At 69.9% G+C, this 12,084-nt stretch carries 12 protein-coding genes and 1 other RNA gene; 7 read left to right on the forward strand and 6 right to left on the reverse strand.

The window, feature by feature from the left end; translation table 11 throughout:
* Positions 1-20 precede the first annotated feature (20 nt).
* On the reverse strand, positions 21-887 hold the full coding sequence (gene metF, locus BLW27_RS11270) for a methylenetetrahydrofolate reductase [NAD(P)H] (protein WP_089883331.1): 867 nt from the start codon (positions 885-887) through the stop codon (positions 21-23).
* An 88-nt stretch (positions 888-975) separates the two neighbouring features.
* Between metF and BLW27_RS11275 the strand changes: the two genes are divergently transcribed.
* Positions 976-1,881 carry a LysR family transcriptional regulator gene (locus BLW27_RS11275; protein WP_089883333.1) on the forward strand — a complete coding sequence of 302 codons (906 nt, stop codon included), beginning with the start codon at positions 976-978 and terminating at the stop codon, positions 1,879-1,881.
* Here BLW27_RS11275 and BLW27_RS11280 read toward each other — a convergent pair.
* From BLW27_RS11280 to BLW27_RS11295, 4 genes are all read right to left on the reverse strand, one after another.
* Positions 1,878-2,519: an ATP-binding cassette domain-containing protein gene (locus BLW27_RS11280; protein ID WP_089883334.1), complete on the reverse strand. Its 642-nt coding sequence runs from the start codon at positions 2,517-2,519 to the stop codon at positions 1,878-1,880. The genes BLW27_RS11275 and BLW27_RS11280 overlap by 4 nt on opposite strands.
* On the reverse strand, positions 2,516-4,186 hold the full coding sequence (locus BLW27_RS11285; RefSeq protein ID WP_245710847.1) for an ABC transporter permease: 1,671 nt from the start codon (positions 4,184-4,186) through the stop codon (positions 2,516-2,518). The genes BLW27_RS11280 and BLW27_RS11285 overlap by 4 nt, the downstream gene beginning before the upstream one ends.
* 92 nt (positions 4,187-4,278) lie before the next feature.
* Positions 4,279-5,463, reverse strand: a complete 1,185-nt coding sequence (locus tag BLW27_RS11290) for an ABC transporter substrate-binding protein (protein ID WP_089883336.1) — start codon at positions 5,461-5,463, stop codon at positions 4,279-4,281.
* A 10-nt stretch (positions 5,464-5,473) separates the two neighbouring features.
* The gene (locus BLW27_RS11295) at positions 5,474-6,100 is read right to left on the reverse strand and encodes a CDP-alcohol phosphatidyltransferase family protein (RefSeq protein WP_089883338.1); all 627 of its coding nucleotides are present in this window, start codon (positions 6,098-6,100) and stop codon (positions 5,474-5,476) included.
* 218 nt (positions 6,101-6,318) lie between these two features.
* Here BLW27_RS11295 and BLW27_RS11300 point away from each other — a divergent pair, with 218 nt between their 5' ends.
* Positions 6,319-6,636 (forward strand): arsenate reductase family protein, encoded by a 318-nt coding sequence (locus BLW27_RS11300; RefSeq protein ID WP_089883340.1) that lies wholly within the window; start codon positions 6,319-6,321, stop codon positions 6,634-6,636.
* A gap of 167 nt (positions 6,637-6,803) precedes the next feature.
* Here the strand turns inward: BLW27_RS11300 and thrS are convergent, their stop codons facing one another.
* Positions 6,804-8,768, reverse strand: a complete 1,965-nt coding sequence (gene thrS / locus BLW27_RS11305) for a threonine--tRNA ligase (protein ID WP_089883342.1) — start codon at positions 8,766-8,768, stop codon at positions 6,804-6,806.
* Positions 8,769-8,960: 192 nt separating this feature from the next.
* Between thrS and BLW27_RS11310 the strand changes: the two genes are divergently transcribed.
* From BLW27_RS11310 to BLW27_RS11330, 5 genes are all read left to right on the forward strand, one after another.
* Entirely contained in the window at positions 8,961-9,689 is a 729-nt protein-coding gene (locus BLW27_RS11310) for an alpha/beta hydrolase (protein WP_089883345.1), read from the forward strand.
* A gap of 58 nt (positions 9,690-9,747) precedes the next feature.
* Positions 9,748-10,725: a nuclear transport factor 2 family protein gene (locus tag BLW27_RS11315; protein ID WP_245710848.1), complete on the forward strand. Its 978-nt coding sequence runs from the start codon at positions 9,748-9,750 to the stop codon at positions 10,723-10,725.
* 62 nt (positions 10,726-10,787) lie between these two features.
* Positions 10,788-11,167, forward strand: an RNA gene (gene rnpB / locus BLW27_RS11320) — RNase P RNA component class A.
* Positions 11,168-11,278: 111 nt separating this feature from the next.
* Positions 11,279-11,446, forward strand: a complete 168-nt coding sequence (rpmG, locus tag BLW27_RS11325) for a 50S ribosomal protein L33 (RefSeq protein WP_005856346.1) — start codon at positions 11,279-11,281, stop codon at positions 11,444-11,446.
* Between the two features lie 108 nt (positions 11,447-11,554).
* The gene (locus tag BLW27_RS11330; protein ID WP_089883347.1) at positions 11,555-12,058 is read left to right on the forward strand and encodes a GNAT family N-acetyltransferase; all 504 of its coding nucleotides are present in this window, start codon (positions 11,555-11,557) and stop codon (positions 12,056-12,058) included.
* Positions 12,059-12,084: the final 26 nt, after the last annotated feature.

Here is a 12,084-nt window from a genome sequence, read left to right on the forward strand (position 1 = left end):
AGTCTTGGCGGAAGGCGCCCTCAGGCGACCTTTTCCAGCCGGGCCTCGGGCGTGGCACCGATCGCGTGGCACACGTCGCGGGTCAGCTCGGGACGGTTGAGCGTGTAGAAGTGCAGCTTGTCCACGCCCTCGTCGATCAGGTCCGAGCACATCTCGGTGCACAGGGCCGTCGCCAGAAGGTCGGACCGACCGTCGCGCCCGGCCTTGTCGAAGGCGTCGCACACCCAGGCTGGGATCTTCGTGCCGCAGCCCTCGGCGAAGCGGCGCGCGCCCTTCCAGTTCTCGACCGGGAAGATGCCCGGAACGATCGGCTTGTCGATGCCGGCCTTCACGCAGGCGTCGCGGAAGCGCAGGAACGTCTCGGTCTCGAAGAAGAACTGCGTGATCGCCTCGGAGGCGCCGGCGTCCAGCTTGCGTTTCAGCCAGTCGATGTCGGCCTGCGCATCCGCCGCCTCGGGATGCTTGTCCGGATAGGCGCCCACCTTGATGTCGAAATCGCCCTCGGCGGCCAGCGCCTCGATCAGCTCGACCGAGTTGGCGAAGCCGTCCGGGTGCTGCGTGAAGCCTGACGCGCCCTTCGGCGGGTCGCCCCGCAGCGCCACGATGTCGCGCACGCCCGCAGCCTTGAAGCCGCGCGCGATCTCCAGCGTTTCGTCCTTCGTCGCCTCGACGCAGGTCAGGTGCGCCGCCGTGCGCAGCCCCGAATGCTTCGTCAGCGTCGCCACCACGTCGCGCGTCAGGTCGCGGGTGGTGCCGCCGGCGCCGTAGGTGACCGACACGAAGCGAGGGGCAAGCGGCGCCAGCACGTTGACCGTGTCCCACAGGCGGAAGGTGCCCTCGATGTTCTTGGGCGGGAAGAATTCGAAGGAAATCTCGGGGCGGGGCATGGAAGGCTCCTATATGCGTTGCCCGACTTGTGGCATGTCGGGTCATGTGAGACAAACTCATAAATCTCATCACCAACATGAGCCTCACATGCATATCGAGTTCCGCCACCTGCGCACGATCAAGGCCATCCACGAGGCGGGCGGCGTCGCGCGCGCGGCCGGTCAGCTCAACATCACGCAGTCCGCGCTGAGCCACCAGATCAAGGGGCTCGAGGACCAGGCGGGGGTCGAGCTGTTCATCCGCCGCTCGAAACCCATGCGCCTGTCGCCCGCGGGCATGCGCCTGCTGCGCCTGGCCGAGCAGGTCCTGCCGCAGGTCGAGGCGCTTCAGGCCGAGTTCTCGGGACTGCGCGACGGCAAGTCCGGCCGCCTGCACATCGCCATCGAGTGCCACGCCTGTTTCGAATGGCTTTTCCCGGTGCTGGAGGCGTTCCGCAAGTCCTGGCCCGACGTCGACGTCGATATCCGCCCCGGCCTCGCCTTCGACGCGCTGCCCGCGCTGATGAAGGAGGACGTCGACGTGGTGATCTCGTCCGACCCCGAGACGCTGTCCGGCGTCACGTTCTCGCCGCTCTTCGACTACAGCCCGGTCTTCGTCGCCGCCTCGAGCCATCCGCTGGCCGACAAGCCCTTCATCGAGGCCGAGGATTTCCGCGGCGAGACGCTGATCACCTACCCGGTCGAACGGTCACGGCTGGACATCTTCAGCCAACTTCTGACCCCGGCCAAGGTCGAGCCGGCCAGCATCCGGCAGGCGGAGCTGACGGCGGTGATCCTGCTGCTGGTGGCGTCGAACCGGGGCGTGTCCGTGCTGCCCGACTGGGTCGTGCGCGAGGTCAAGTACAGCTCGGACTACGTCACGCGCCCGCTGACCGAAAAGGGCCTGACGCGCAGGCTGTACGCCGCGACGCGGACCGGCGACCTGGACAAGCCCTACATGCGCGAGCTGATCGACCTTGCGGGGCGCGAGGCGCGACGCCTGCAGGCGGCCTAGGCGGCCCGCAACGTGACGACCGCGCCACCGGCGATCCGCGCGTCGTCGGGATCGTGCGTCACCAGCAGCGCGGGGATGCCCAGCCGCGCCACGTGATCGCGGGTGAAGGCGCGCATCTCGTCGCGCAGCTCGGCGTCGAGCTTCGAGAACGGTTCGTCCAGCAGCAGCGCCTGCGGCTCGGCCAGCAGCGTGCGCATCAGCGCGGCCCGCGCGCGCTGTCCGCCCGACAGGGTTGCGGGATCGCGCGCGGCCATGCCCGACAGGCCCGCCTGATCCAGCGCCGCCTCGACCGCGGCGCGGCGCGCGGCGCGCCCGCGCACCCGGCGCGCCAGGCCGAAGGCCAGGTTGTCGCCCACCGACAGGTGCGGGAACAGCACCGCGTCCTGGAACATCAGCCCGATGCGCCGCGCCTCGGGCGGCAGGTGCGTCACCTCGCGCCCGCCCAGCACGACGCGGCCCTGCATCGCGAAGCCGTGCGCCAGGTGTCCGGCCACGGCGTCCAGCAACGTGGACTTGCCCACGCCGGACGGACCCATCACGGCCGCCATCTCGCCGCCCGCGATCGTCATCGATACCGGCGGGAACAGCGACGGGCCACCGCGCGGGCTGACGGTCAGCGCGTCCAGAACCAGTGTCATGCCGCGCCTCCCAGCAGCGCGCGGCGGTGGCGGAAGGCCAGCGCCGGGATCGCGAAAGCGGCGAGGTAGGCCGCGAAGGGCAGGGCGGCCTGAAGGCTGGCATAGGCCGCGGCGATGCGCCGATCCGACCCCGAGGCCAGCGTCACCGCCTCGGTCGTCAGCGTCGCCACACGGCCCGCGCCCATGAACAGCGTCGGCAGGTATTGCGCGACCGACACGGCCACGCCCACCGCCGCCGCCGTCAGCATCGGCGCCAGCAGCACCGGCAGCTTGACCGCGACCAGCCGTCGCCACGGCCCCGCGCCCAGCGACGCGGCGGCGCGCGGCAGACGCGCGTCCAGCGCGCGCCACGGCGCCGACAGGGTGATCATCACGTAGGGAAAGACGAACAGCGCCTGCGCCCACGCCACCGCGAAGAGGTCCGCGCGCAGCCCCAGCCGCAGGAACAGCACGTTCAGCCCGTAGAGGAATCCGATCTGCGGCAGCAGCAGCGGCAGGTAGATCAGCGCCTCGGCCCAGCCGGCGCGGCCGCGGCGCGCGCGATCCTCGCCCTCGAGCCACGCGATTGCCAGAACCAGCGACGCCGCCGTGGTCAGCCCCGCCAGAACCAGCGTGTTGAACACTGCGCTGTCCCATCCGCCGCTGGCCGTCCGCCAGGCGCGCCACGACCAGCTTTCGGGCAGCGGCGCGGGCCAGGGCCAGCGAAAGGCGACCGACCAGACGACCAGCGACGCCATCGCCAGCGCGCCAAGCGCCAGAAGCGCGGCGGCGGCGCCGGCCGCGCCGCGCAGGATCGGTTCGGCCGTCAGGCCCCGCCCGCCGGCGCGGATCCACCACAGTCCGATGGCGCCGGCGACGCGCTCGGCGGCCAGCAGCGCCGCGAAGCTGCCCAGGACCAGCGTAAGCTGCACCAGCGCTCCGGCCGAGGCCGGCAGTAGCGCGAAGATGTCGGGGTCCGAGAACATCCGCGTCAGCATCACCGCCAGCGTCGGCGGGTTGGAGGGTCCGAGGATCAGCGCCATGTCGACGACCGACAGCGAATAGGCCAGCACCACCATCACCGGCAGGCGGATCAGCGGCCAGACCTGCGGCACGATCACCTTCATCCAGACCAGCCCCCGCCCGTAGCCAAGCGAGCGGCCTGCCGCCATTGCCTCGCGCAGCGGGATCTGCGTTAGCGCCGACAGCAGCATCAGCACGAGGAACGGCATCTCCTTGATCGCCAGACCCGCGATCAGCGCCAGCCCCCACGGATCGCCCACCAGTGCCACGTCCGGTGGCCGGTCCCAGCCCAGCAGCGGGGCAAGCACCCGCGCAATCCAGCCCGAGGGCGCGATGGTGAAGGCTAGACCGATCGCCAGCGCGGCATGCGGCGCGGCAAGGAACGGCGCCAGCAGCCGCGCGCCGCGCGACCCCGAAAGCCGCGCATGCGCCACCGCGCACAGCCCCAGCGCCAGCAGCAGGGACAAGGCGGTGGCCGCAAATCCCGTCCACAGGCTCAGCGCCACGGCTTGCCCCAGGCCCGGCGTCGCCAGCAACGCGGCGAAAGGCGAAAGCGAGGGACCGGTCGCGCCGATAGCCGGGAAATGCCCGAAGGCCGCACGCAGCGTCTCCCACAACCCGGCGGCGATGGGCAGCAGCAGGCCCAGCACGACCGCGGCCAGCACGCCCGCACGCAGCGCGCGGCCGCCCGCGGGCCGCGGAGCGCCTGTCCGGGCCCGCGGCGGGTGAAGCGGCTGCTGTGCGGATCGCGCCCGGGTCACCGAATGTAGCGTTCAGTCCATGCCTGCGTCAGACGGGTCATCCAGCTGGCATGCGGTTCCAGCAACGTGTCCCCCAAGTCCTCGAGCGCTGGCAGTGCGGGCGCGTCGGGCAGCGCGTCGAAGGCGGCGCGCGCCTCGGCGTCGAGAGTCCCGGGGTCGAGCACCGAGTACGAGCCCAGCACCTCGATGTTCTGCATGTGCGCCTGCACCTCGGGGTCGAGCAATTCGTTAGCGACGACCATCGCGCCCGCCTTCGCGTTGGCGTTGTAGGGAATCGCCACGAAGCTCACGTTGCCGAGGCTGCCGCCCTCGGGCACGAAGACGCGCGCGGTTTCGGGCAGCAACCCCTGCGCGATCAGCGAGGCCGCCGCCGCCGGGTCGAAGGCCATCGAGATGTCGACCTCGCCGTCGTTCAGCAGCTGGTGCTGGACGGATTCGTTTTCCGGAAACGCCTCGGCCCCGCGCCACAGGTTCGGCCGCAGCGCGTCGTACCAGTCCCAGAGCGGCTCGGACGTGGTTTCCCACGCGGCGTCCGTCACCGGTTCCTGCAGCGCGGAGGCATCCGGCGCCAGTTCGATCAGCGCCTGCTTGAGGAACGTGGCACCCATGAAGTTCGACGGGTCCGGGTGGGTCATGCGGCCCGGGTTCGCCTCTGCCCAGTCGACCATCGCGGCCATGTCGGCGGGCGGCTCGACCCGTGCGCTGTCATGGATGAAGACGAACTTCGCCAGCCGCCAGGGGCTTTCCATGCCCTCGACGGCTTCGGTGAAATCGACCGTCGCGGGCGCGCCCTCGGACAGGTCGACATGGCGGCTGTTGGGCAGGTCCGACACGAACGGCCCGTGCAGCAGCCCCTGCTCCTTCATCGCGAGGAAGTTGGGCCCGTTGATCCAGATGAGGTCCACCGACCCGCCCTCGTCACGCCCGGCAGCCTTCTCCGACACGACGCGAGTGACCGCCTCGGCCGTGTCCGACAGCTTCACATGCTCGATGGTCACGCCGTAACGATCCTCGGTCCGCTCGCCTACCCAGTCGATGAAGGCGTTCGTGCGCCCGTCGCCGCCCCACGCGTTCCAGTAGACGGTCTGCCCGCGCGCCGCGTCCAGCGTCTCCTGCCAGTCCTGTGCGGCGGCGGGCAGCGCGAATGCGGCCACGAGGGCGGTGGTCAGGGTCAGGCGCATGCGGTCTCTCCTAGGGTCTGGTCGTGGTGTCCGGCGCGAAGGCGATCCAGCCCTGCCTCCAGCGCAACAGGGTGGATATGGCGCAGAGCGTCGCGAAGGCCAGCGCGATCACGGGAAAGGCGCCGGGAAACAGGCACATGAGCACGAAGGCGGCAATCGTCTCGAACCCTTCAGTCAGCCCGCCGAGATAGTAGATGCCCTTGGTCGGGTAACGCGGCGCGGTCAGGCCCGCCTCGGCCGCGACGCTCGCGAAGGCCAGGAAGGACGAGCCCGTGCCGACGAAGGCGGCGATCAGCACGGCGGCGGGCAGGGCGTTCGTGTCGGGCGCGTGCAGCGCGAAGCCCAGCGGCACCAGCGCGTAGAAGACGAAGTCCAGCGCGATGTCCATGAACGCGCCGCGCCGGGTCTGACGGGTCAGCCGCGCCACCGCCCCGTCCAGCCCGTCGCACAGCCGGTTCAGCCCGATCAGCAGCAGTGCCCAGCCGAACGCCCCCAGCGCCAGCGCGCCGATCGCCGCCAGCCCCAGCGCGAAACCCGCCAGTGTGATGCTGTCCGCCGACACGCCCCGCGCGGCCAGCCACGCGGCCGGCGGCTGCAGCGCCCGGCGCTGAAGCGGCATGATCGCCGCGTCGATCATGCGGTCTCCGCGCGGGTGGTCGGCCGGGTCTGGCGGGGTGTCACGGTGCTCTCCTGACGTTGCGTCGCCAGTATGGGGAAGCAGAGACAGGGTGCAAAGGCAAGGCGCGGGCGCTCACGCCAGTGTGTCAGGGGATACACTCCGCGCCGCACGAACCGCACCCTCTCGCCTTCCGCGCGCATGCGGATTATCCAGGCGAAAAACACGGGAGAGCGCGAATGATCCTTTATGGCCTGTCCACCTGCGATACCTGCCGCAAGGCGCGCAAGGCGCTGCCCCACGCCGATTTCGTCGACGTGCGGGCCGATGGCGTGCCGCGCGACGTGCTGGCCGCCGCGCAGGACCGCTTCGGCGACGCGCTGGTCAACACCCGCTCGACAACCTGGCGCGGCCTGTCCGAGGCCGAGCGCGCCCGGCCGCCGCTGAATCTGCTGGTGGATCATCCAACACTGATGAAGCGGCCGCTGGTGGTCGACGGCTCGCGGATGGTGCTGGGCTGGGACCGCGCCGCGCAGGCCGAGCTGGGTGTGGTCTGAACGCCTCCCGGCAACCACTCCCGCGCGACGATCCGCCCTGCCGCCGCGACTCGTTCTTCCGCGAAATACGCCGCAGGCGCCGGGGCGGCGCCCGGTCTCCGGTCAATGCCGGCAATCGATCCGCGCAACCGGCCCCGTCACGCACGGAACCGGCGCAGCGCCGGACGTCACCGCAGGTCGGGCGGCGTCGCCTCCTGCGCCAGTTGGCCCACCAGCTCCGCCAGCGGGGTGACCGAGGTCTGCTTCTCGCCCAGCCGGCGCACGGTAACGGTGCGCTCCTCGACCTCGCGGTGGCCGACGGCCAGGATCACTGGCACCTTGCCCACGGAGTGCTCGCGGACCTTGTAGTTGATCTTCTCGTTGCGCAGGTCGGCCTCGGCGCGGATGCCGGCGGCCTCGAGCTGCGCCACCGCGTCCAGCACGTATTCGTCCGCGTCCGAGGTGATCGAGGCCACGACCACCTGCCGCGGCGCCAGCCAGAAGGGCAGCTTGCCCGAGTGTTCCTCGATCAGGATGCCGATGAACCGCTCGAAGCTGCCCAGCACGGCGCGGTGCAGCATGACGGGGCGGTGCTTGGCACCGTCGCGGCCTATATAGGCCGCGTCCAGCCGTTCGGGCAGGACGAAGTCGACCTGCAGCGTGCCGCATTGCCAGTCGCGCCCGATCGCGTCGGTCAGCACGAATTCCAGCTTGGGGCCGTAGAACGCGCCCTCGCCGGGGTTCAGCTCGAACTCGCCACCCGCGGCAAGCGTGGCTGCCTTGAGGGCGTGTTCGGCCTTGTCCCAGGTTTCGTCCGATCCGGCGCGGGTCTCGGGGCGGTCCGAGAACTTGACCTTGAACTGCTCGAAACCGAGGTCGCGATAGATCCCGGCAAGGAAGTCGATGAATCGTTTCGTCTCATCCTCGATCTGCTCCTCTGCACAGAAAATGTGGGCGTCGTCCTGCGTGAAGCCGCGGACGCGCATGATGCCGTGCAATGCACCGGAAGGCTCGTACCTATTGCACGAACCGAATTCGGCCATGCGCAACGGAAGGTCACGATAGGATTTCAACCCTTGGTTGAAGATCTGCACGTGGCCGGGGCAGTTCATCGGCTTGAGCGCGTTGACGGACTTCTCGCGGGCGTGTTCCTCGTCGACCTCGACGATGAACATGTGGTCCTGGTACTTTTCCCAGTGGCCCGAGGCCTCCCACAGCTTGCGGTCCACCACCTGAGGCGTGTTCACCTCGACATAGCCGCCGCGGCGCTGCTGGCGGCGCATGTAGTCCTGCAGCGTGACGTAGATCGACCAGCCGTTGGGGTGCCAGAAGACCTGGCCGGGCGCTTCCTCCTGCATGTGGAACAGGTCCATCTCGCGGCCCAGCCTGCGGTGGTCGCGCTTGGCGGCTTCCTCGAGGAAGGTCAGGTAGTCCTTCAGGTCCTGCCGGTTGCGGAAGGCGACGCCGGTGATGCGCTGCAGCATCGGCCGGTCGGTCTGGCCGAACCAGTGCGCGCCGCTGACGCTCATCAGCTTGAAGGAATCGGCCGGAAGCTGCCCGGTGTGCTGCAGGTGCGGGCCGCGGCACAGGTCCTGCCAGTCGCCGTGCCAGTACATGCGGATCGGCGCTTCGGCCGGAATGCGGTCCAGCAGCTCGATCTTGTAGGGCTCGCCGTGCTCTTCGTAGTGCCGGCGCGCGCGGTCGCGGTCCCAGACCTCGGTGCGGACGGGATCGCGGGCGGCGATGATCGCCTTCATCTTCGCCTCGATCGCGCCGAGGTCTTCCGGCGTGAAGGGCTCGGACCGGTCGAAGTCGTAGAACCAGCCCTTGTCCGTGACGGGGCCGATCGTGACCTTCGTGTCGGGCCAGATCTCCTGCACGGCGCGGGCCATGACGTGGGCCAGGTCGTGGCGGATCAGCTCGAGCGCCGCGTCCTCGTCCGACAGCGTGTTGATCGCCACCGTCGCGTCACGGTCGATCGGCCATTGCAGGTCCCAGTGCACGCCGTCGACCATGGCCGAGATCGCTTTCTTCGACAGCGACTTCGAGATTTCGGCCGCGATGTCGGCTGGCGTCACGCCGGCCGGAAAGGGACGTGCGTTGCCATCGGGCAAGGTGACATTGATCTGGGGGGAAGCGGAATCAGGGGCCATCGGCCATGCTCCTCGTCGGTTTGGCGCCCACGGAACGCCCGGTTGCGGGTTATGTGTCCGCGGGGTTTGAACGCGGGATGCGGACCTGTCAAGCGCGCCGTGGCGTGCCACGCCCCCGACCCCCTTGGCATCGCGGCTGCGGCTTGTAGGGTGGCGCCGATCCGGCACCGGCGACACAGCAAGGGGGACAGCATGCCATCCACCATCGAAGGGCCGCGCGGCGACCGCCTCGCCTATGCGCATACGCCGGGGCAGGGGCCGTGCATCGTCTTCCTGTCGGGCTACCGCTCGGACATGGAGGGCACCAAGGCGGTGCATCTGGAGGCCTGGGCCAAGGCGCAGGGTCGCGCGTTCCTGAGGCTCGACTATGCCGGGCACGGCCAGTCCGGCGGCGTGTTCGAGGAGGGCTGCATCGGCGACTGGGCGGCGGATGCCGAGGCGGTGATCCGCCACGCGACCGACGGGCCGGTGGTCCTGGTGGGCTCGTCCATGGGCGGCTGGATCGCGTGCATCCTGTCGCAGCGGCTGGAGGTCGCAGGGTTCATAGGCATCGCCGCCGCGCCCGATTTCACCGAAGACGGCTTCTGGGCCGGTTTCTCGGAGGCCGAACGCCGCACGGTGATGGAGCAGGGCGGGATCGAACAGCCCTCGGCCTACGAGGACCCCTATATTGTCACCCGCAAGCTGATCGAGGACGGGCGCGAGAACCTCGTGCTGCGCAAGCCGCTGCCCATGCCCTGGCCGGTGCGGCTGCTTCAGGGGACCGAGGACGAGGCGGTCAGGCGCGAGACCGCGCTGGCGCTGCTGGACCACATCGACGGCCCGGACGTGCGGCTGACCTTCGTGAAGGGCGCCGACCACCGCTTCTCGACCCCCGAATGCCTGGCGTTCGTCGAAGTGGCGATCGCAGACATCGCCTGATCCGGCCGCCCGCCCATTGCCCGGCGCCCCGGGGGATGCCACAGAAGCCGGGACACGCATGAAGGGAAACGCGGTGAAGGGTTTCGATCCGAGGTTCAAGGATTATCCGGATTATCTCATGGCCGTCAGCCGCGAGATCTGGGAAGAGCGCCGCCTCGCCGGGCGGCTGGCCGAGCTGTACCACCCGCAGGTCACGCTGCGCGACGCGTCCGGGATCGTGCATGGCGACGCGGGCGTGGCGGGTTCGGTCCTGTCGATGCTGGCGGCGCTGCCGGGGATGCGCCTGTTGTCCGAGGACGTGATCTGGTCGGGCACGCCGCAGGTCGGCATGCTGGGGTCGCAGCGGGTTCTGGCGCAGGGGCGGCATTCGGGTGCCGGCATTTTCGGGCCGGCCACGGGGCGGCCGCTGTCCTGGCGCATGCTCACCGACAGCTACGCCAAGGACAACCGCATCAGCGACGTCTGGCAGGTGGTCGATACCGGCGCGATCCTGTCGCAGCTGGGCCTGGACCCGGCCGAGTGGGCGTCCCGCCGCGCCGCCGAGGCCGACCCCGAGACGCAGCCCTTCCGCCCCGCGATCGACGATCCCGGTCCCTATACCGGCCAAGGCAACGACAACCACTGGGGCACCGCCTTTGCAGACCTGCTCGACCACGTGATGCAGGGCGCCTGGTCGGCCATTCCCGACCAGTACGACCGTGCCTGTACGCTGGCCTATTCCGGCGGCACGACGGCCCACGCGCCCGACGCGGCCGAAGCCTTCTGGCTGGGCCTGCGCGCGTCGTTTCCGTCGGCCACGTTCACCATCCACCACCGCATCGGCATGGAAGAGCCGCTGCTGCCGCCGCGCGCCGCGATCCGCTGGTCGCTGCAGGGCCGGCACGACGGCTGGGGCGCGTTCGGCGCGCCCTCGGGTGCCGAGGTGCACGTGATGGGCATCAGCCATGCCGAGTTCGGCCCCTGGGGCCTGCGCCGCGAATTCACCCTGTATGACGAGACCGCGATCCGCATGCAGATCGCGGCGCATCGCGGCTGAAGCCACTTGGCGAAGCGATTTGCATTGACCCCGCCCCGCCGTGGGGGCTATCGGCCCCTTGCGTGGAAGGCCGGGCGGCCGCTGGCGCGGGCTTGTCCCGCGCTGGAGGAAAGTCCGGACTCGATGAAGCGCCGGTGCCGGGTAACGCCCGGGCGGGGCAACCCGACGGAAAGCGCCACAGAAATCAGACCGCCCCTCACGTGTGACGGGTAAGGGTGAAACGGTGGGGTAAGAGCCCACCGGGGGCCTGGCGACAGGACCCGCATGGCAAGCCCCACCGGGAGCAATGCCAAATAGGGATCGCGCGCCGAAAGGCAGGGCCGCTTCAGCCCGAGCGATCCGGGTTGGCAGCTTGAGCCGCGCGGCGACGCGCGGCCCAGATGAATGGTCGCCCAAGGGCGCAAGCCCTGGACAGGATCCGGCTTACAGGCCTTCCACGCACGTAACCGCCAGCCCTGCGGAATACCGGTTGACTTGGGACCCGTTGTCCGTAGAAGGCGGGGTTCAATGGATTCCACGCGCAGGCCCTCTGCGCGTTCGACGGAGAGCGACAATGGCAAAGCCGACCACCATCAAGATCCGCCTGAACTCGACCGCGGGCACGGGCCACTTCTACGTGACCAAGAAGAACGCGCGCACGATGACCGAGAAGATGACCATCCGGAAATTCGACCCGGTCGCGCGCAAGCACGTCGAGTACAAGGAAGGCAAGATCAAGTAAGCCGTAAGGCCGGGCGCCCGCGCCCGTGATCGACCGCATTCGAGAAAGGGCCGCCGGTTGCACCGCGCGGCCCTTTCTTGTGTGGCGGGGCGTGCTACCTGTCGAGGCATGTCCCGGACGCTGACCATCCGTACCGCCACGATCGCCGACACCCGGGCGCTGGACGGGATGTTCCAGCGCAGCTTCATGACGCTGCTGAAGACGGACTACCCGCCCTCGGCGCTGGTCTCGGCGCTGCCGGTGATCGGCCACGCCCAGCCGGCGCTGATCCGCTCGGGCCGCTTCTTCGTGGCCGAGCAGGGGGCGCGCATCGTGGGTGCCGCCGGCTGGTCGTTCGAGCCGCCGGGCGGGCGCCCCGGCCTGCGCGGCATGGGCCATCTGCGCCACGTCGCGGTCGAGCCGCGCCACGCCCGCATGGGCATCGGGTCCGCGCTGGTCGCGCATGTCATGCACCAGGCGCGCGGCGCGGCGGTGATCCGCATGCTGTGCCAGAGCACCCGCCTGGCAGTGCCGTTCTACGCCGCCATGGGGTTCACTGCACAGGGCGAAACGGTGCTGGACCTGCCCGGCGGGGTGTTGTTTCCTTGCGTGGCGATGGCGACCGACCTCTGACCGACGCCACCGGACCCCGCGCACGA

Source organism: Citreimonas salinaria (assembly GCF_900107235.1).
Taxonomy (GTDB): Bacteria; Pseudomonadota; Alphaproteobacteria; order Rhodobacterales; family Rhodobacteraceae; genus Citreimonas; species Citreimonas salinaria.